18 protein-coding genes are annotated in these 19,329 nt (G+C 45.3%); 17 read left to right on the top strand and 1 reads right to left on the bottom strand.

What is annotated here, in order from left to right:
• Nucleotides 1-5 precede the first annotated feature (5 nt).
• The 5 genes from QZN42_RS01040 (at nt 6) to QZN42_RS01060 (ending at nt 5,359) form a co-directional block, all read left to right on the top strand.
• The gene (locus QZN42_RS01040) at nt 6-272 is read left to right on the top strand and encodes an IreB family regulatory phosphoprotein (RefSeq protein ID WP_296953805.1); all 267 of its coding nucleotides are present in this window, start codon (nt 6-8) and stop codon (nt 270-272) included.
• A gap of 1 nt (nt 273) precedes the next feature.
• Nucleotides 274-702: a Holliday junction resolvase RuvX gene (gene ruvX / locus QZN42_RS01045; RefSeq protein WP_296953807.1), complete on the top strand. Its 429-nt coding sequence runs from the start codon at nt 274-276 to the stop codon at nt 700-702.
• 4 nt (nt 703-706) lie between these two features.
• Entirely contained in the window at nt 707-970 is a 264-nt protein-coding gene (locus QZN42_RS01050; RefSeq protein ID WP_296953809.1) for a DUF1292 domain-containing protein, read from the top strand.
• A gap of 125 nt (nt 971-1,095) precedes the next feature.
• Complete coding sequence (locus QZN42_RS01055) at nt 1,096-2,376, top strand: DNA repair exonuclease (protein ID WP_296953811.1); 1,281 nt, start codon at nt 1,096-1,098, stop codon at nt 2,374-2,376.
• Nucleotides 2,363-5,359 carry an AAA family ATPase gene (locus QZN42_RS01060; RefSeq protein WP_296953813.1) on the top strand — a complete coding sequence of 999 codons (2,997 nt, stop codon included), beginning with the start codon at nt 2,363-2,365 and terminating at the stop codon, nt 5,357-5,359. Before QZN42_RS01055 ends, QZN42_RS01060 begins: the two co-directional genes overlap by 14 nt.
• Nucleotides 5,360-5,415: 56 nt before the next feature.
• Here QZN42_RS01060 and QZN42_RS01065 read toward each other — a convergent pair whose 3' ends face one another.
• Complete coding sequence (locus QZN42_RS01065) at nt 5,416-6,531, bottom strand: acyltransferase (RefSeq protein WP_296953815.1); 1,116 nt, start codon at nt 6,529-6,531, stop codon at nt 5,416-5,418.
• Nucleotides 6,532-6,829: 298 nt separating this feature from the next.
• Here QZN42_RS01065 and rpsB point away from each other — a divergent pair, with 298 nt between their 5' ends.
• The 12 genes from rpsB (at nt 6,830) to QZN42_RS01125 (ending at nt 19,157) form a co-directional block, all read left to right on the top strand.
• Nucleotides 6,830-7,597, top strand: a complete 768-nt coding sequence (gene rpsB, locus QZN42_RS01070) for a 30S ribosomal protein S2 (RefSeq protein ID WP_296953817.1) — start codon at nt 6,830-6,832, stop codon at nt 7,595-7,597.
• A 94-nt stretch (nt 7,598-7,691) separates the two neighbouring features.
• On the top strand, nt 7,692-8,570 hold the full coding sequence (gene tsf / locus QZN42_RS01075; protein ID WP_296953819.1) for a translation elongation factor Ts: 879 nt from the start codon (nt 7,692-7,694) through the stop codon (nt 8,568-8,570).
• Nucleotides 8,571-8,691: 121 nt separating this feature from the next.
• Nucleotides 8,692-9,420, top strand: a complete 729-nt coding sequence (gene pyrH / locus QZN42_RS01080; protein WP_296953821.1) for a UMP kinase — start codon at nt 8,692-8,694, stop codon at nt 9,418-9,420.
• A gap of 2 nt (nt 9,421-9,422) precedes the next feature.
• Nucleotides 9,423-9,980 carry a ribosome recycling factor gene (frr, locus tag QZN42_RS01085; RefSeq protein WP_296953823.1) on the top strand — a complete coding sequence of 186 codons (558 nt, stop codon included), beginning with the start codon at nt 9,423-9,425 and terminating at the stop codon, nt 9,978-9,980.
• Between the two features lie 173 nt (nt 9,981-10,153).
• Complete coding sequence (locus tag QZN42_RS01090) at nt 10,154-10,879, top strand: isoprenyl transferase (protein WP_296953825.1); 726 nt, start codon at nt 10,154-10,156, stop codon at nt 10,877-10,879.
• Nucleotides 10,876-11,685, top strand: a complete 810-nt coding sequence (locus QZN42_RS01095) for a phosphatidate cytidylyltransferase (RefSeq protein WP_296953827.1) — start codon at nt 10,876-10,878, stop codon at nt 11,683-11,685. The genes QZN42_RS01090 and QZN42_RS01095 overlap by 4 nt, the downstream gene beginning before the upstream one ends.
• A gap of 16 nt (nt 11,686-11,701) precedes the next feature.
• Nucleotides 11,702-12,862, top strand: coding sequence for a 1-deoxy-D-xylulose-5-phosphate reductoisomerase (locus QZN42_RS01100; RefSeq protein WP_296953829.1), 1,161 nt, complete (start codon nt 11,702-11,704; stop codon nt 12,860-12,862).
• Complete coding sequence (gene rseP, locus QZN42_RS01105; protein WP_296953831.1) at nt 12,859-13,881, top strand: RIP metalloprotease RseP; 1,023 nt, start codon at nt 12,859-12,861, stop codon at nt 13,879-13,881. Before QZN42_RS01100 ends, rseP begins: the two co-directional genes overlap by 4 nt.
• 15 nt (nt 13,882-13,896) lie before the next feature.
• Entirely contained in the window at nt 13,897-14,952 is a 1,056-nt protein-coding gene (ispG, locus tag QZN42_RS01110) for a flavodoxin-dependent (E)-4-hydroxy-3-methylbut-2-enyl-diphosphate synthase (protein WP_296953833.1), read from the top strand.
• Between the two features lie 2 nt (nt 14,953-14,954).
• Entirely contained in the window at nt 14,955-16,679 is a 1,725-nt protein-coding gene (locus tag QZN42_RS01115; protein WP_296953835.1) for a proline--tRNA ligase, read from the top strand.
• Between the two features lie 58 nt (nt 16,680-16,737).
• Entirely contained in the window at nt 16,738-17,025 is a 288-nt protein-coding gene (locus QZN42_RS01120) for a chorismate mutase (protein ID WP_296953837.1), read from the top strand.
• Nucleotides 17,022-19,157 carry an ATP-dependent RecD-like DNA helicase gene (locus tag QZN42_RS01125; RefSeq protein ID WP_296953839.1) on the top strand — a complete coding sequence of 712 codons (2,136 nt, stop codon included), beginning with the start codon at nt 17,022-17,024 and terminating at the stop codon, nt 19,155-19,157. The genes QZN42_RS01120 and QZN42_RS01125 overlap by 4 nt, the downstream gene beginning before the upstream one ends.
• Nucleotides 19,158-19,329: the final 172 nt, after the last annotated feature.

Genomic DNA, 19,329 nt, shown 5'->3' on the forward strand with positions numbered 1-19,329 from the left:
TATATATGTCAGTCTCTGATGAAACAATTTTATTTAATACCAATGCAGATGAAGGTGAAAATACCCAGGCAGCCATGATCCTGCAGGAAGTCTATGGTGCTTTAAAAGAAGCGGGTCATAATCCGACAGTTCAGTTAGTAGGATATCTTGTTTCCGGAGAGCCGACATATATTACCAGTCGTCATGATGCAAGAAGGCTTATCTCCGGAATCGAGAGAGATGAACTGGTCGAGGAACTGGTGCGCTTTTATGTAAAACATAAAGGACTTTAATATGCGTATCATGAGTCTTGATGTTGGCTCCCAGACCATCGGCATTGCAGTAAGTGATATCTTTGGCTGGACGGCCCAGGGAGTGGAAACAATCCGCCATACCACCAGGGAGGCAGATTTCAAACGTCTCCGGCAATTGACTGACCAGTACAAAGTAGAGGAGTTTGTGATTGGTATGCCCCTCAATATGAATGGTACCAAGGGAGTTCGTGCAGAACGGACTGAGGAGTTTGCTGCTGAATTGGCACAGGCCTTTCCGGACATTCCCTGCCATTTCTGGGATGAACGACTTACTACGGTAATGGCACAGAAAGAACTGATTGCGGCAGATGTGAGCCGCAGGAAACGAAAAAAAGTCATTGATAAAATGGCGGCCGTAGCTATCCTTGACGGATACCTCCAGCATTTGTCTTTTAAAAACAGAGGGTAAATTTATGACGGACAATAAAGAAGAACCGGTCTGCGTCGTTATTACCAGTCCTGAAGGTATAGAAAGTGAATATGCCCAGGATACGGTCATTCCTTTTGCGGGAAAGCAATTTGCCGTCTTGGTGGAAGTACTGGATGAAAAAGATGGTGACAAAGAACCGGATATCCTCTTGGCCAGGATCGATATTGGCGAAAATGGGGAACCGGAGTATGTTCCGCCAACCGATGAAGAATATGACGCTGTAGCTGATATATACAATGCTATGTGACGAATCAGAAAGAACTGCAGATGCTGCAGTTCTTTTCTTTTGCCCTTTTTCATATAGAACATATTGGCGCCATACTTTTCAAAATATGATAGAATATATAGGAAATTGGTTTTTCAGGAGGAATCATGGGTAAACATTTTTCTTTCATCCATTGTGCAGACCTGCATCTGGGAGAGCCCTTCAGTGACATTCATATGAGCGGGAGCGGTCCCTGGAATGAGAGAATCGGGCAGGCAACTTTCAAATCTTTTGAAAAGATAGTTGATGCAGCGCTTGATAACAGAGTGGATGCTATTCTGATTTCCGGAGATGTGTACAACAGCGACCATCACAGCCTGGCTGCACAGATGGCATTTGCCCGGGAACTGTATCGTGCGGCACAGGCAGGTATACAGGTATTTATCGTTCACGGAAACCATGACCCGGGAGAAGCCTGGCGCGCAGATATTCCTCTTCCTGAATCAGTGCATATTTTTCCTTCCGGTCATGTATCTTCTTACCCTCTCATCAGAGATGGAGAGAATGTGGCAGTCGTTTATGGCATTTCCTATAAAACTCGTCATGTCAGTGAAAACCTGGCCAGAGAATTCCGGAAAAATGGGAATGATCTTTTTTCTATAGGCATGCTTCATACAGATGTCGGCTCATCTTCAGGAGACTACGCACCGTGCTCATTGGATGACTTGAAAAGTGTGGGAATGAACTACTGGGCTCTGGGGCATGTACATACGAGAACGACTCTGTCCACGGATCCTTATATTGTCTATCCCGGCAATACCCAGGGGCTTAATTCCAAAGAAACCGGGCCCAGGGGATGCTGGCTGGTTGACGTGGGGGCCTATGGTACAGTAACAATGAAGTTTATAGAAACCGATACTATCCGGTGGCTTGATATGCCTGTGGATATTACCGGTCTTGGACAGATTGAAGAATTGATCCGTCTCATTGAAAAACAGCGTGCAGGTCTGAAGGAACAAACAGGGCGGCCCAATGTTATACGTCTCATCATTGAGGGGAACGGAATACTCCATCGCGCCATCGGCAGCGAGGATGGAAAAGATTATATCCTTCAGCAACTTAACGATAGGGAACAGCATCGTTACCTGTTTGCCTGGTTTATAGATTTGCTGGATCATACAAAGGCAGGCATTAATATCAATGAACGCAGGGAGTTTCCTGACGTGACAGGTAATTATCTGAAGGCTTATGAACGTATGAGACAACGGGATGAATCTTCCCTGAAAAGAGAATTGCGCCGGATTGCGGAAAAACAGCCGGAACTTGTTAAAAATGCAAAATTAATAGACATGCTTACTGATGATGTATTAATGGATTCGTTCAATAAAGCGGAACTTCTGGGGGCAGAAATGCTTTCGGAAGAGGAGGAGCATAATGAAGATCACTGATTTGCAGCTGGAGCAATATGGCATTTATCATAATGCCTCCTGGCAGCCTTCCCAGACCGCTTTGAATGTGGTCATGGGAGAAAATGAGAGCGGTAAAACCACGATGCTCCGGTTTATCAGAGATATGTTGTTCGGTTATGGCCGCGGAAAATGGCAGGGACGCCGGGGCAGTATGGGTTTTATCAGGGCTGATGGAAATGATTACCGTGTATACCGTAACGAAAAAGAAAGATGGTTTGAAGATAAGAATCATGTGAAATATGCGGAAGAGCTGCCTGCCATATGGTGGCATGGACTGAATCGTTATATGTATGAGCAGATTTTTGCTATGGGACTTGAAGACCTGCAGGGCACTGCATTTCTTGCTGATGATACAGTGAGGAGCCGTTTCTTTATGCTTCAGGGCGGCGATAAATTATCGGATGTGAAAAAAAAGATTCAGGATTCCAAAGCGGGTCTTCTTACAGGTTCTTCCCAGGGAAAAAGGAAAATCAATCAACTACTTTCTGACTTATATGAAATTAACCGGAATCTTGACGAACTGTCAAATCAGGAAAAAGAGTTTTCAAACCTTCAGAAAAAACAGGATGAACTGAAAAAACAAACTGCTGCTCTGGCGGACAAACTGGAAAAAGATAAAGATGAAGACCGGCGGCTGGAAAAAAGGCTGGGTGCCTGGGATTACTACCGGAAGGCTGCTGAAGTCAAACGGCAGAAGGAGCTTTCCCAACAAGTGACTATGTTTCCTTCTAATGGGAAGGAGCAATGGAATAAATTGATGAACCGGATGAAAGTCCTTTATGACCAGAAAACGGCTCTTCAAGAAAAACTGGATGAGTATAGCCCGGTGAAAAAGGAAGATATTATTCCATGGGCAGGTATGGCAGGAGAGCTGGAAAAACTTTATGTGGATCTGGGGCAATGGCGCCAGACTGAAAAGGACGCGGAGGCGTTGGAGCAGGAAAAAGAAAGCTGGCGGATCCACTTCATTAATCTGGGATATACACTTCCTCTATGGGATCACCCTTTAAATCTGAAAGACGCCTGTGTCAATGTGGACTGGGAAGAAGGGCGGCGCCTTTCCAAGAGCCTCGGCGTACGGGCAAACGAGCTCCATTTCTGGAAGCGGCGGGAGCCGGAAGTTGAAAAGCTGAAGGAAGATCCGGATGAAAATGAAGGTATCCGGACTGAGGAAGAATGGCAGAAAGTGGAAACCATGGCAGCTGAACTGGAAAAACTTCTTCATCATGAGGCTGATATTCATGCTGAACTTGAACGGCTGAATGGGGAAGAGGAGAAAAGGTTTACCCCATGGCTTATAGTTTCCATCCTGTTCGTCTTTGGTGCTGCAGGAGGTTTCGCTTCATTTTACATGGCCGCTGCCGGTTATGCTGCCATATATGCAGGTATGGCTTCTATTGCTTTGGGAATTTTCTTTTATGTTCTTCATGACCGGGCGGTTCATAAAAAGGAAAATACAGTGGCCGCACTGGATAAAGAGCTGGGTGAGATAATTAAAGAAAAACATGTTATTTCTACTCGTTTTCCTGACAAAATCCCTGAAACAACGGAAGAACTTCAGGCTTTTCACAATCTGATGCAGGAAAGACGGACTGATTTTTATAAAAACCAGGCTAAAAAGCAGGCAGCTTCCTGGAAAATGGAAACCATCAGGAAACAGGAACAGGATCACCGGAAATGGGTTGAAGAAGGTAAAACACTGACCGAGAAAAAACAACAGGCTGAAAAAGACTGGAATTCCTGGCTCGAACGGAATAAACTTCCAATTACAGATCCTGAAAACCTGTCTGCTCTTCAGGAACAGTGGCAGAAAATCTATTCCGAGGAAGGCAGAGGAAAGATTCTGGATGTCCGGCTTGAGCAGATTGATGCGAAACTTGATGCATTCTCCAGGCGTGCGGCGTCAATTATTTCATCCACCGGCCTATCCTGCCCTGTCAATCCGGACAGTATTGCTCTTATTTATGAGGAAACTCACAAAAAAAGTCTTGAATGGGAAGCTTTGCAGGAAAAAAATAGGCAGCATGAAGCCTATGAAAGAGAAATGAGTGAACTTGATGATTCCTGGGATTCCTGCAAGAGAGAAATGGATACTCTCCTTAATCTGGTAAATGCAAAAAATGCAGAGGAATTTGCAGAAAAAGTAAATGCCCATGAACACAGGGACCAGATTAACCGAGATTGGGATCGAATCCGGCAGGACCTCAGGATGTATGCAGGGGGAGAAGAAGAATTCAAAGCTTTATGGAAATCTCTGGAGACCGGACAGTATGATGACTGGATGAATTCCCATAAAAACCTTTCCCGTGCTATTGAAGAAGAATCGATACACCTGGGTGAGCTGCAGAAAAGCCAGGGAGCAGTGGAAAATGAGATTTTTCGCCTGGCTGGAGATAATTCTATTACCAATGCACTCCAGAGGAAGGAAAGAATCGAAGCGGAAATCTGCAAAAATCTGAAAGAATGGCTTACCCTGACTTTTACGGAAGAAATACTGGATCAGGCTCAGGCTCTTTATGAAAGTGGAAAGCAGCCGCAGATCGTAAGGCAGGCTAATGAATTTCTTAAGGAAATGACAAGGGGCAAGTACTCCCTCCTGCTTTCTGATGACGGAAAGCGTATTGCCATAGAAGACAGTATGCATCGTCAGAGGGATGTAAAGATCTGGTCATCGGGCACTGGCGATCAGGTATATCTCTCCATCCGTCTTGCCATGGCTCTTTCTTTCGGGAGTCAGCTTGAACCTCTTCCCATCGTGCTGGATGATATATTTGTCCGCTTTGATGAAGAAAGGCAGCGGGAAACGCTCCGGTTTCTCATGGATCTTGGCAGGAATCAGCAGATATTCCTCTTTACCTGTCATGAACGGACCATGCACATTGCGGAAGAAGTGGGATATGAAAAGGGGACCGGCGCTTTCATCCGGCTTCATTCAGGTCAGATCGAACAGGCAGGCTATTAAGCGATTAGTAAAAGGCTTTGGAATATAATTCCAAAGCCTTTTACTATGATTTGTTTTCAAATGAGCTTATTGAAATAAGGAATCTTTTTGAGAAGCCATGTAATGAGTAGGCCCAGGGCATAGGCCATGATGATCCAGATGATCGCATCTATAAAGGGAATCCGGTACAAGTATTTGAGAAGCAGGCGTGCATAAATGACATGAGTCAGATTTCTTGTGATTTCTTCAAACAGCATGACACCGAAGGACATACTTCCAAGGAAAATACAGATTTTCGACATTCTTACAGACACTTGGTGCTCGTGGAACCACCAGCGGCAGGCGCAGTAAACGAAGGTTGTATTTAGGAAAAGAAAACTGTCATAGAACCGTTCTGAAATCGCTTCAGTCATACCTCCGGCAATTACACCGTGATACCAGGTCATTCCGCCGGCAATTAAAGTTCCAAAAAGAGCAGAGAGACCAAGACGGAAAATATTTTTTCCGGTGAGCCAGCTTTGGGGCAGTATATTTTCAATCCAGTATCCCATAAGGAAATAAAAAGTTGGTTCACTTACGGCAAGAAGAGGATTCAGGAAATAATTCATTTCCCCGGTCCCTTTAAAAATCAGGAAGGATGTCACCGGTATAAAGCCTACGAAGAAAATATTGAGGCAGATGAGATAAAGATAAAGCTGCTCTGTCATAGCGCTGACCAGTTTCCGCCAGATGGGCAGCATAAGCAGGAAAGAAATATAGATATATAAAAAGTAATAGGCTGTTGCCAGATCAGAAGTATAAATCATGGTAATAAATTTAGCCATATGACCCGGAATAGAGAGAGGAAGGTTGTGATAAAACCATATATAATTGATCACGGAAAAAATAAAGATGACCTGCAGAAATCTCCATATCCGTTTTTTCCATATTCGGGCAATAGATTCTTCCCGACCCAGAAGCAACGCTCCAGAAATCATAAAGAAAATAGGTACTGCTGTTTTGACCCAGAATGGCACAGCCAGATAAAGAGGATAAAAAAACGACTGCGGCCTTGCTATATACAGAGAAAAGCCTGCTGTGGATGTATGAGTGAACATTACCAGCCATATACACAGGGCTCTTAGAAATTCAATATGCAGCTTTTTCGGCTTTGGATGTGAAAAGCTGTGGGAGGATTCCGGAGAAGCGGTCATGGGAAAACCTTCTTTCTTTTAAATATGTATATATGGATATATCATATCACAAAGGACTTTGATTATCAGTCTTTGCCTCCATGGTACTAAGCGGACAAAAGTTTTCAAAGTTCAATTTTGAGGTAAAATTGTTAAAAACAGGGGAATTGAAAAAATTTTGACTTTATACTTGCAAGAATAATTTCTTTTTGATAAAATAAAAAAGCTTGAGTACACATGTCTGTGGATTCTGCATCTGTGCCGGATTGGTGTATGCGGAAGGTGAAGCAGGCAGAGGTTATTAACAGGAGGCTTTATTATGTCAGTTGTATCCATGAAACAGTTGTTAGAAGCAGGCGTTCATTTTGGGCATCAGACCCGCCGCTGGAACCCGAAAATGGCTCGCTTCATTTTCACCGAACGTAACGGAATCTACATCATTGATCTGCAGAAAACCGTTAAGAAGGTAGAAGAAGCTTACGCTTTCATTCGTGAAGTTGCTGCCAAAGGTGAACCGGTCCTTTTCGTAGGTACCAAGAAACAGGCTCAGAATTCTGTAAAAGAAGAAGCGGCCCGCTGCAATCAGTTCTATGTAAACGAACGCTGGCTGGGCGGCATGCTCACCAACTTCCGTACCATTCAGACCCGTATTAACCGTCTGAAAGAACTGGAAAAAATGTTTGAAGAAGGAACCACCGACCAGTATCCGAAGAAGGAAGTTATCCTTATGAAACGGGAACTGGAAAAACTGGAAAAGAACCTTGGCGGTATCAAAGATATGAAAAAACTTCCAGGCGCAATCTTTATCATCGATTCCAAGAAAGAAGAAATCGCCGTATCCGAAGCTCACAAGCTTCACATCCCGGTTGTTGCAACAGTTGATACCAACTGCGATCCGGATGTCATCGATTTCCCGATTCCTGCAAATGACGATGCAATTCGCGCAGTAAGACTGCTGACTAGCAAGATGGCTGACGCAGTTCTCGAAGGCCGTCAGGGCCAGCAGGAAGCTGAAACCGCTGCTGCTGAAGAAGCTGAAACTCCGGCTGAAGATGTGGAAGAAGCTCCGGAAGCTGAAAAAGAATAATCCATAATTGGGCTGTGGTTGATGGTTTAAAACCGGGCCACAGCCTTTTTTAAAAATTGACAAACACCTTGAGTTTTATGATGGAGGTCATAAGATGAAAATTACAGCTAGTATGGTAAAAGATCTGCGGACCAAGACCGGTGCCGGCATGATGGACTGCAAAAAGGCACTCGTTGAAGCTGAAGGCGATATGGAAAAGGCCGTTGACATTCTTCGTGAAAAGGGACTTTCCAAAGCCGCTAAAAAAGCAAGCCGCGTAGCTGCTGAAGGTGCAGTAGTTTCTGCAATTTCTGCTGATGGAAAGACCGGCACCATTGTCGAAGTCAACTGCGAAACCGACTTTGTTGGCGGAAACGATGCTTTCAGAGCTCTCGCATCATCTATTGCACAGCAGATTCTTGATACCAATCCTGCCGATGTGGAAGCTCTTCTTGCTACAGAAATGAACGGCAAAACCGTAAAGGATACCGTTACCGAAGCAGTAGCAAAGATCGGTGAAAATATTTCTATCCGTCGTTTCGTACGTTATGAAAGCCAGGAAGGCCAGGTTTACAGCTACATCCATGGCGGTGGCAAGATTGGTGTTCTTGTCGAACTGAAGGGCGGAGATGCTGAACTGGGCAAGGATATCGCTATGCAGATTGCAGCAGCTAATCCTTCTTATCTTGATCGTACCCAGGTTCCGCAGGCTGAAGTGGATCACGAAAAAGAAGTCCTTGCAGTTGAAGCAAGAAATGAAGGAAAACCGGAAAAGATTATCGAAAAGATGGTCATGGGCAGAATCAATAAATTCTATAAAGAAGTCTGCCTCGTGGATCAGGAATTTATTAAAGATGGCGACCTGACTATTTCCAAACTTCTTAAATCCAAGAAAGCAGAAGCTGTCCGCTTTGCTCGTTTCCAGCTTGGTGAAGGCATTGAAAAGAAACAGGACGATCTGGCAGCAGAAGTTGCAAAACAGCTGAATCAATAATCGCAAATTTGTAAGAGGACACTTTTTAGTGTTCTCTTATTTTGTAAATGGGATTTTGTAAATGGAGTAAAATACTATATAATATATAGAGGTAGTTTTATTTTACTCACGGGGGTGTAAAATGGCAGTTGAAACAAAACATTATAAAAGAGTCATGCTGAAATTATCCGGCGAAGCTCTGGCTAATGATAAAGGCTTCGGCATTGATCCGGAGGTCGTTTATCGTCTGGCAAGCGAGATCAGGGAAGCTGCCGAGTCCGGCGTGGAAATCGCCGTTGTCGTGGGCGGCGGCAATATCTGGCGGGGCCTGAAAGGAAGCCAGGGCGGAATGGATCGTGCTTCTGCCGACTATATGGGAATGCTGGCAACCGTCATCAACTCCGTGGCCCTTCAGGACGCATTGGAAAAACTGGGAGTTTCCACACGTGTTCAGACAGCTATTGAAATGCGGCAGATTGCTGAACCCTATATCCGCCGCCGTGCAATCCGTCATCTTGAAAAAGGCAGAGTTGTTATTTTTGGCGCAGGTACCGGAAATCCTTACTTTACTACGGATACCACAGCAGCACTTAGAAGCGCTGAAATAGAAGCGGATGTCATGCTTATGGCAAAGAAACAGACTGACGGTGTCTATGATGCGGACCCTAAGTTCCATCCGGAAGCAAAGATGTTTACCCATCTCACTTACAACGAAGTCCTCCAGAAACAGCTGGCTGTTATGGACAACACGGCTATCACACTCTGCATGAATAACAATATCCCCATTGTAGTATTTAATATTGATGTACCGGGAAATATCATCAAGGCATGCAAAGGGGAAACCCTTGGTACTCTTATTGAAAGGAAATAATTATGTACGAAGATGAAATGAAGCGGCTTTCCGAAAAAATGGATAAATCCATTATTGCATTAAAAAATGAATTTACTTCCATCAGGACCGGGCAGGCCAGCGCAAGCCTTCTGGACCGCGTATTTGTTGATTATTACGGTACTCGTACACCGGTTACCCAGGTGGCATCAGTGACCGTTCCCGAAGCAAGAATGCTTGTCGTTCAGCCATGGGATAAATCACTTCTGAAAGACATTGAAAAGGCTATTCTCCAATCTGATCTTGGCCTGGTACCGATGAATGACGGCAACCTGATCCGAATGGCCATTCCCCAGCTGACTGAAGACAGACGCAAGGAACTGGTGAAGATTGTCAATAAGAAATCGGAAGAAGCCAAAGTGGCAGTCAGAAACATTCGCCGGGACGGAAATGTATTCCTCAAGAAGGAAGCGAAGAAAAGCGATGTTTCCAAAGATGTCATCAAGGAAATGGAAGATAAGGTTCAGAAACTGACCGACAAGAAAATCAAGGAAGTTGAAGCTGTAACTGAACATAAAATCAAGGAAATCATGTCCGTTTAATTGAGTTTCGGAAGATTTAAAGGTTTTCCGGAGTGGTCAATTGAAGAGAAAGTTAAAGAAATCGTATCGAAGGGTACGATTTCTTTAACTCATTGTCAACCTGATTGAAATGGTACTGAGGATCTCGGCCGGCGGAATGGGATGCCTGGTTTGATTTAATAAGGAGTAAAGCCATGTCGGATAAAAAAGCTTTTCCTGAACATGTGGCCATCATTCTTGATGGGAATGGCCGCTGGGCAGAGAAGCGGGGGAGAGAAAGGACTTTTGGTCATCAGGCCGGGGCGGCCAATGTGAAAACTATTGTTCGTGCCGCGGGCCATATGGGAATCAAAGTATTGACCCTGTATGCCTTTTCAACGGAAAATTGGAAAAGGCCGGCCCTGGAAGTCCGTTTCCTCATGAGACTTTTTAAAAACTATCTGATCAGCCAGCTCCGGGAGCTTGTTGTCGATAATGTGCAGGTTCACATCATTGGAGATGTTTCAGCCCTGACGGAAAGCCTTCAGAAAGAAATCGATGCATGTGAGCGGGAAACTGCCGCCAATGACGGCATGGTACTTAATGTGGCGATCAATTACGGTGGCCGTAGAGAAATCGTGCGGGCCGCAGGCCTCATGGCGGAAAGCGTGAAAAAGGGGGAAATGGATATTTCTGAAATCACGGAAGAATCCTTTGGCTCTTTTCTCTATCCGTCTGCTTCAAGTGATGTAGATCTCCTTATCCGCACAGGCGGAGAGTCACGGATATCCAATTTCCTTTTATGGCAGGCCTCCTACAGTGAGCTTTATTTTACACCTGTCTTATGGCCCGATTTTACAGAAGCTGAACTTCGTAAGGCTGTAACCTGGTATACCACCAGAGATCGAAGGTTTGGCGGTCTCAATGAGGAGGAATCATGAAAGTACGCGTCATTACGGCGATCGTCGGCATCATCGCTGTACTTGCCCTTGTCTGGCTTGGAAGCTGGTTCCTGACGGGAGCTGTACTTATTGTTTCCCTGATTGCACTGGCTGAATATGACAGGATGCTGAAAAATATTTCCATACATATTTATACTATTCCTGCAGGCCTTGCCATGGCCATTATGATTGGTGCGGCCGGTTTTTATTCTCTGAAGATTTTAATGGCTGCCCTGCTTTTGTGTTTCTGTTTCATGCTGTTCCTGATTCTTTTCATAAAGAAAGAGAATATGACCAATATCATTTATTCTGCATTTGGAATGATCTATTTTGGCCTTGGCTTTGGGACTCTGGCTTATCTTAGAGGGTGTCATGAACTTCTTCCTGCAGGAGCAGTCAATATAGACCCCGGAATTTTTCTGATCCTTTTTGCGCTGGTTTGTACCTGGGCCAGCGATTCTTTTGCCTATCTGGCTGGGAAACGGTTCGGCCGTCATAAGATGGCTCCTCATATCAGCCCGAACAAAACCATGGAAGGCCTTGCCGGAGGTGCCCTTGGCTGCGTGATTCTTGGTTTGGCATTATCTGCAGGGTTCCAGTTCAATCTTCTTCAGGGATTTATTCTGTCTATTGTTTCTTCTGTCATGGCTCCCATGGGGGATCTTTTTGAGTCTTATGTAAAACGGGCCTGTGATATCAAGGATTCGGGAAATATCCTTCCGGGGCACGGGGGAATGATGGACCGCTTTGACAGCCTTCTCTTCGTGGCTCCTTCCCTGACAGCACTTTTAGCTATATTTCATTGATTTCAAAGGAGTTTGAATGAAAGAACTGGCAGTTTTAGGAAGTACCGGTTCTATCGGTACGCAAACTTTGGATGTAGTAAGGATTCATCCGGACTTGTTTCATGTTTCTGTTCTTGCCGCTAATACGAATGTGGAGCGCCTGCTGCAGCAGGCAAGAGAATTTCATCCCTATGCCATAGTCATCAGTAATCCGAAAGCCGGGGCTTCTTTCAGGGAAGCCTATAAAGGGAATGCTGAAGTTATCATTGGCGATGAGGGGCTTACAGAAGTCTGCCGCCGGGATGATGTAGATCTAGTCCTGGTTGCAGTAGTAGGAATTGCAGGACTTCGTCCTACTCTCGAAGCCATTGATGCCGGTAAGGAACTGGCTCTTGCTAACAAAGAAACTCTCGTAGCCGGAGGATCTCTTGTCATAGAGGCGGCACGACGGAAACATCTGCTTATACGGCCGGTGGACAGTGAACACAGCGCTATTTTCCAGAGCCTTCTCGGGCAGGATCATAAAGGTATTCATAAGATTCTTCTCACTGCTTCCGGTGGTCCGTTTCGCGGTAAAACAAGAGAGGAACTGGCTCATGTCACCCTTGGGGATGCCTTGAAGCATCCGACCTGGAATATGGGCATGAAAGTGACTCTGGACTCAGCAACCATGTTTAACAAAGGGCTTGAGGTCATTGAAGCCCACTGGCTTTTCGGTACGGATTATGATGATATTGAAGTACTTGTTCAGCCGCAGAGTCTGATTCATTCCATGGTGGAATTTAATGATGGCTCTATCATTGCCCAGCTGGGAAATCCCGATATGCGTCTTCCCATTCAGTTTGCCCTGACCTATCCGGACAGGCTCCCTTCACCATCCGGGAAATTTGTAGACTGGCGGCAGATTGCGTCTATTGCCCTTGAAATTCCCGATTATGATACATTCCGTTCCCTGAAGCTTGCTTATGAAGCCGGAAAGAGCGGGGGAGATGCGGCCACTGCTTTTAATGCTTCCAATGAAGAAGCAATCCGTGCATTCATTTCGGGAAAGATTTCTTTCCTTTCCATCTTTGATGTGGTAGAAAATACATTAAACAAGTGGGCTGTGAGTCCCATCAGAAATTATGAAGATGTTCTGCGGGCAGATCACAAGGCAAGAGGATTAGCCAATCAGGAAATCCGGAGGGTTTCTTTATGATTGTGAATATACTTGCTCCTGTATTTGTCTTTGCCGTGATTGTCCTTGTCCATGAAGGTGGTCATTTCCTCCTGGCCAAGGCAACGGGAATGAGGGTCATTGAGTTTGCTGTGGGGTTTGGTCCCAGGATTGTTTCTCGAAAAATAGGTGAAACTCTCTATTCGTTACGAATCATTCCCCTTGGCGGTTTTAATCGTATCGCCGGCATGGATTCTGAGGCGACAGAAGATCCCAAAGCTTTTTCGAAACGTCCGGTGTGGGCACGTCTGCTTGTCATTTCTGCTGGTTCTGTGTTCAATGTCCTTTTGGCATATTTTATTTATGCCGGAGTCTTTCTTTATGAAGGGTACTATTCCTTCCCCGATATACCGGTAGTGGGAACGGTTCTGGAAAATTCAGCGGCTGCGGAAAGCGGAATCCGACCGGGAGACAGGATTATTTCCATCAATGAAAAAGACATCTCCACATGGACCGATATCGGAGAGGAAACCAGACTTTCTGGAAATGGGGAAATATCCATGGCTCTTCAAAGCGGAGAAGAAAGAAGAAACCTGCATCTGTCCCTGAAAGAAAATGAAGAAGGAAGGCGTATTATTGGAATTACGCCGTATATGGAGCATCAGGAAGCCGGATTTTTCAAAGCATTGTCTCTAAGCTTTAATCGCTGCGTTTTCCTTATTCGTATGATGGGCGGCGGACTGATCAACATGATTTCCGGCCATGAGGCAGATGTAGCTGGACCAATCGGTGTGGCCCGCATGGCTACTGAGGTTGCCGATACGGGGATCCTGCCATTATTTCTGTTTATTGCCCTTCTCAGCCTGAATCTTGGCTTTCTGAATCTTCTTCCTATTCCCCTTCTTGATGGAGGAGTCCTTGTCATGACTCTGATTGAGGGAATATCGGGGAGAAAACTTCCGGAAAAAGCGCTCTACTATATACAGGCAGTGGGAGTCACCATTCTTTTAGGACTTTTTATCTTTGCTATGTGTAATGATATTAATGGATTGTTGAAATAAGGTGGATTTATCAGTATGACAAGGAAGGTTAAAGTAGGTCATGTAACAATTGGCGGGGGCAGCCCTATCGCTATTCAGTCCATGAGTACCTTCAGTCCTGTAGATACGGAATATGCGGCTGCCCAGATCAATGCTCTCAAGGAAGCGGGGGCGGATATAGTCCGGGTCGCCGTTCCTGACAGAAAAGCCGCAGAAGCACTGGGGGAACTCAGGAGTCGTGTAACCGTTCCGCTTGTTGCAGATATTCATTTCGATTATCGACTGGCTCTGACCGCCATGGAATCAGGAATTGATGCACTTCGGATTAATCCCGGGAATATAGGTCGGCGGGAAAACGTGGTCAAAGTGGTGGATATGGCAAAGGAAAAACATATCCCAATCCGTATCGGGATAAATGCAGGTTCTCTTCCTGCCGAAATTCTTGAAAGATTTGGTGGTCATCCCACAGCAGAAGGAATGGTGGAGGGAGCATTAAACCATGTGAAAATTCTTGAAGAAGAAGATTTTCACGATATCGTTATTTCAGTCAAGTCAACAGATGTTCCAATGATGGTGAAGGCTAACCGGCTCCTTCATGAAAAGGTAGATTATCCTCTCCATTTAGGAGTTACTGAAGCGGGTACCCTGTATAGAGGAACAATAAAATCAGCAATTGGAATCGGGGCACTTCTCCTCGATGGAATTGGTGATACAATAAGAGTATCTTTAACGGATGATCCCGTTAAAGAAGTCAAAGCAGCCAGAGAAATATTGAGCGCTGCAGGCATGCAGCAATATGGTCCGGTCCTTGTTTCCTGCCCTACCTGCGGTCGTACACAGGTGAACCTGATTGAAATGGCTCAGGAAGTGGAAAAGAAAATTGAACATTTCAAAAAACCGATTCGTGTAGCCGTTATGGGTTGTGCAGTTAATGGTCCCGGTGAGGCGAGAGAGGCTGATTTCGGCATAGCCGGAGGGAAAGGGAGCGGGCTCCTTTTCCGGAAGGGTAAAGTGATTCGCAGCGTACCGGAAACAGAACTGATTGACGCTTTGATGGAAGAAATTGAAACATTTGAAAATGAAGGAGAATAAACATGTTAGCATCCAGGTTATATAGTCCTACTTTAAGAGAATTACCTTCTGACGCTGTAGTTATGAGCCATAAATACATGCTCAAGGCCGGAATGATGAGAAAGATTGCAAATGGTACCTATGCTTACCTGCCTTTGGCTTTTCGGGCTATTCAGAAAGTAGAAAAGATTGTTCGTGAAGAAATCAATAAGACCGGTGCCCAGGAAATCCTCATGCCTATCGTGCAGCCTGCAGAAATCTGGCAGAAAACAGGTCGATGGGATGTTTACGGTGAAGAAATGTTTAAACTGAAAGACCGGCATGGCAGAGATTACTGCCTGGGACCAACTCATGAAGAATTGGTTACCACTCTTATTCAGATGGATACATCTTCCTACAAACAGCTCCCAGTATCGGTCTATCAGATTCAGAACAAGTACAGAGATGAAAAACGCCCTCGTTTCGGCCTTATGCGCAGCCGTGAATTCATTATGAAAGATGGCTATACTTTTGATGCGGATCAGGAAGGTCTCGATAAACAGTACAAGCTGATGTATGATGCATACACCCGTATTTTTACAAGATGCGGACTCAAATTCCGTCCAGTGATTGCGGACTCCGGTGCTATTGGCGGCAATGCATCCCATGAATTCGAAGTTCTTGCCGATTCCGGGGAAGCTGATATCGTTTACTGCAAACACTGTGATTTTGCTGCCAATATTGAAGCTGTAGAACCAAATACTCTACATTCTGATATCAAAAACGATAAAGAAAAGGAAATCGTAGAAACCCCAGGACAGCATACAATTGATATGGTATGCAATTACCTCCACGCACCGGTCAAGCAGTCCGTAAAGGCTGTTGTTTACAAACTGGATGATACCGTGGTTCTTGCTATGGTAAGAGGCGATCATGAAGTCAATGAAGTCCGGTTGCAGAATATTTATGGCGCTATCAATGTAGGTATGGCTTCTGACGAAGACCTTGATCGTGCAGGCCTTACCGCCGGCTATATCAGCCCGATTGGACTCAAAAGGACAAAAGATTTTGATATCATCTGTGATACTACTGTCATGGAAATGCAGGATGCCTGCTGCGGAGCCAATGATAAGGACAAACATTATATTCATGTCAATCCGGCCCGTGATTTCGGAGATGTCCGTGTGGATACCATCCGTCAGATTGATGCTCATGACGTATGCCCTGAATGCGGCGGTGAAATCGTATTAACCAAGGGAATTGAAGTAGGTCAGGTATTCAAACTGGGGACCAAGTACAGTGAAAAGCTGGGAGCCACTTATCTGGACAATAATGGCAAATCTCATCCCCTTGTCATGGGATGCTATGGGATCGGAGTTACCAGAACTGTAGCTGCCTCCATCGAACAGAACCATGATGATGATGGCATTATTTGGCCTGCAGCCATTGCTCCTTACGAAGTGGTTATTGTTCCGGCCAACAATAAATCGGAAGAAGTTATGGAGGCTGCCAGAAAACTGTATAAAGATATGGAAGACAGCCAGGATGAAATCGTTCTTGATGACCGTAATGAACGGGCAGGTATCAAGTTTAAGGATGCCGACCTGATTGGTTATCCCGTGCGTGTAACCATCGGTAAGAAATGGCAGCAGTCCGGCAATGTGGAAATCCGTCTGCGCAGGACCGGTAAAGTGATTGAGGTACCTCTGGCAGACTGCAAAGATAAAGTCCTGGAAATCCTGAAACACCTTCACGATAACAACCTTTAATAAAACCATTAACCCTTTCACGGGAAAAGAGCCGTAAGGCTGGAACGGGAGATAGACTATGGAAGACAGGGAACTGGATGTCCTGCGGGATTCAATCAGGAAAATTGATAAAGATATGGTTGTCCTTTTTGAAAAGAGGATTGCCCTGTCAAAAAGTGTTGCTCAGTGTAAACTGAAATCCGAAATTCCAATTTTCGATGCAAAACGGGAAGAGAAGAATATTGAAGAACTTTCCGGCATGATTGAAAATATTTCGCTTAAACCGGATTTTGTTAACTGGTACCAGATGCTCATGGATATAAGCAAAAAGGTTCAGAAAGAATTTATTCGGGGGAAGAAAAAATGACAGAAGAACTGCGCGGCACCGTCAGAAAAATCATATTTTCCAGCGATGACGGCAGGTTCTGTGTTTTTCTCCTGGATGACGAAAAAAGCGGCAAAATAGTGACTGTTTCCTACAGGGGGAGTGCGCCCTATGCAGGTCAGTGTATTCTGATACGAGGATGCTGGCAGCGGCATCCCCGTTTTGGCATGCAGTTTAAAGGGAATTCCCTGGAAAATATTAAACCGAAAGAAATGGATGAAATGCGCCGCTTTCTGGCATCCGGCATGATTGATGGCATTGGTCCCGCCATGGCGGACAGAATCGTCGATTTTTTTGGAAAGTCCACCATGGAAGTTTTTGAGCAGCGCATAGAAGATCTGATCCAGGTCCCCGGAATCGGTAAGAAAACATTGGAACGTATCAAGGAATCTTATGAGCAGATCGCCCAGCAGCAGGAACTGATTATGTTTCTACAATCCATGGGAATTTCAGAACGATTTGCCGGGGATATCCAGAAACTTTATGGTGATCAGTATGAAGAGGTTTTTATCCATGATCCCTATCGCATGATAGGAGAAGTGCCAGGGCTGGGGTTCCGTGATGTGGACAGGATTGCGCTGGAAAAAGGAATTTCTCCCAACGATTCTGACCGCATCATGTGTGGAATCAATTATATGCTTTCTATTGCCCTTGGCCAGGGGCACGCCTGCGTTCCCAGTGCGTCTCTTTACAGGAATACGGCCCGCATTCTGAACATACCGGAAGAAATTGCTGCTGCCGGCGGGGATGAGTCCATTGAAAGCGGGATGATACCGGCGGCCCGGTACAAGGACGAAATTTATCTGTACCTGCCTTTCCTCTATGAGGCGGAAACGGAGTGCAGTATACGGGTTAGGAATCTTCTGAAAGGGGAGAAACTCGGTTCTGCAAAACTTGCCATAGAAAAGTTTGAACGGGAAAACCGGCTTGAAATGGCGGAAGAACAGCGTCTTGCAGTTGAGAAAGCCATGGAGTCGGGCCTTCTTGTCATTACGGGAGGTCCTGGCACAGGGAAAACAACCATTGTCAGAGCCATTATTGCGGCAGCAGGTCAGCATGAACTCAGCGTACGGCTCATGGCTCCCACCGGTCGTGCTGCCAAGAGACTTTCCCTTTCAAGCGGAATGGAAGCAGATACGATTCATAAAGCACTGGAGGCAGAAATGCGCGAATCCGGAGGCACCTGGTTTGGGAAAAATGAATCGGAACCGCTGAATGAAGACCTTGTTATCGTAGATGAAGCTTCCATGATGGATATTTCCCTTTTCTATCATCTTTTATGCGCCTTAAAACGGGGGGCACGACTGATTCTTGTGGGGGATGTGGATCAACTGCCTCCCGTAGGCCCGGGCGCTCCCCTGAAGGCATTGATTCAATGGGGAAAAGTGCCTGTTGTGCGCCTTATCCATATTTTCCGTCAACAGGAGGGAAGCGGGATCATACGGAACGCAGGTCTGATTCGGGATGGCGAGTCCTGCGTTCCGGATGAAAAAGGCGAATTTTCCATTTACTATGTCAACTCTGAAGAAGAAGCTTTTGATGATGTCATGGAACTTTGTGACAGATATCACTATGGCGATGATGGAGTCAAAATGACCATGCAGGTCCTTTCTCCCATGTATAGGGGACTCTGTGGTGTCGACCATCTCAATCATGCTTTACAGGAAAGAATTCATCAATGCTCAGTGCCGGAAGGACCGTCTCATTTCCTTCCCGGTGACAAAGTCATGCAGAAAAGAAATGATTATGATAAGGGGATTTATAACGGGGACACAGGCGAAGTATGGGCTGTGGATAAGAATAAGCTTTTTGTCCATTTTGACAGTAAAGAAGTCATCTATGAAGGAGAGGAAAGAAATAATGTGCAGCTGGCTTATGCGTCTACTGTCCATAAATGCCAGGGCAGTGAGTATGATACAATCATATTGATTCTCCTTCCTACCCAGGATATTATGCTTCGTCGGAATCTTCTCTATACCGGGGTGACAAGGGCAAAGAAAAAAACAATTCTGATTACTACCGAAGACGCCATCTACAGGGCGGTCAGCAGGGGAGAAATGACGAATCGTTATAGCCTTTTCCTTCCTCTCCTGAAAGAGGAGGTGGAAATATGAGTTTCTTCTCTTTTTTGATTCACAGCATCAGGCATGATTTGCTTGAAACTATTTACCCAACTCTTTGCCCGGGCTGTGGGGCTTTGACGGATGAGAACCATATCTGGTGTAGTAAATGCATGAAACGTATGTGGAATCCAAGACTGATTAATTCTTCCCAATCCAGATATTT

This window comes from uncultured Dialister sp., assembly GCA_900314595.1.
In the GTDB taxonomy this organism is placed as follows: Bacteria; Bacillota; Negativicutes; order Veillonellales; family Dialisteraceae; genus Dialister.

What these genes read in the sequence shown, in the direction of transcription:
- QZN42_RS01040 (WP_296953805.1), top strand. Translation starts at nt 6, where the DNA reads ATGTCAGTCTCTGATGAAACAATTTTATTTAATACCAATGCAGATGAA.
- ruvX (WP_296953807.1), top strand. Translation starts at nt 274, where the DNA reads ATGCGTATCATGAGTCTTGATGTTGGCTCCCAGACCATCGGCATTGCA.
- QZN42_RS01050 (WP_296953809.1), top strand. Translation starts at nt 707, where the DNA reads ATGACGGACAATAAAGAAGAACCGGTCTGCGTCGTTATTACCAGTCCT.
- QZN42_RS01055 (WP_296953811.1), top strand. Translation starts at nt 1,096, where the DNA reads ATGGGTAAACATTTTTCTTTCATCCATTGTGCAGACCTGCATCTGGGA.
- QZN42_RS01060 (WP_296953813.1), top strand. Translation starts at nt 2,363, where the DNA reads ATGAAGATCACTGATTTGCAGCTGGAGCAATATGGCATTTATCATAAT.
- QZN42_RS01065 (WP_296953815.1), bottom strand. Translation starts at nt 6,531, where the DNA reads ATGACCGCTTCTCCGGAATCCTCCCACAGCTTTTCACATCCAAAGCCG.
- rpsB (WP_296953817.1), top strand. Translation starts at nt 6,830, where the DNA reads ATGTCAGTTGTATCCATGAAACAGTTGTTAGAAGCAGGCGTTCATTTT.
- tsf (WP_296953819.1), top strand. Translation starts at nt 7,692, where the DNA reads ATGAAAATTACAGCTAGTATGGTAAAAGATCTGCGGACCAAGACCGGT.
- pyrH (WP_296953821.1), top strand. Translation starts at nt 8,692, where the DNA reads ATGGCAGTTGAAACAAAACATTATAAAAGAGTCATGCTGAAATTATCC.
- frr (WP_296953823.1), top strand. Translation starts at nt 9,423, where the DNA reads ATGTACGAAGATGAAATGAAGCGGCTTTCCGAAAAAATGGATAAATCC.
- QZN42_RS01090 (WP_296953825.1), top strand. Translation starts at nt 10,154, where the DNA reads ATGTCGGATAAAAAAGCTTTTCCTGAACATGTGGCCATCATTCTTGAT.
- QZN42_RS01095 (WP_296953827.1), top strand. Translation starts at nt 10,876, where the DNA reads ATGAAAGTACGCGTCATTACGGCGATCGTCGGCATCATCGCTGTACTT.
- QZN42_RS01100 (WP_296953829.1), top strand. Translation starts at nt 11,702, where the DNA reads ATGAAAGAACTGGCAGTTTTAGGAAGTACCGGTTCTATCGGTACGCAA.
- rseP (WP_296953831.1), top strand. Translation starts at nt 12,859, where the DNA reads ATGATTGTGAATATACTTGCTCCTGTATTTGTCTTTGCCGTGATTGTC.
- ispG (WP_296953833.1), top strand. Translation starts at nt 13,897, where the DNA reads ATGACAAGGAAGGTTAAAGTAGGTCATGTAACAATTGGCGGGGGCAGC.
- QZN42_RS01115 (WP_296953835.1), top strand. Translation starts at nt 14,955, where the DNA reads ATGTTAGCATCCAGGTTATATAGTCCTACTTTAAGAGAATTACCTTCT.
- QZN42_RS01120 (WP_296953837.1), top strand. Translation starts at nt 16,738, where the DNA reads ATGGAAGACAGGGAACTGGATGTCCTGCGGGATTCAATCAGGAAAATT.
- QZN42_RS01125 (WP_296953839.1), top strand. Translation starts at nt 17,022, where the DNA reads ATGACAGAAGAACTGCGCGGCACCGTCAGAAAAATCATATTTTCCAGC.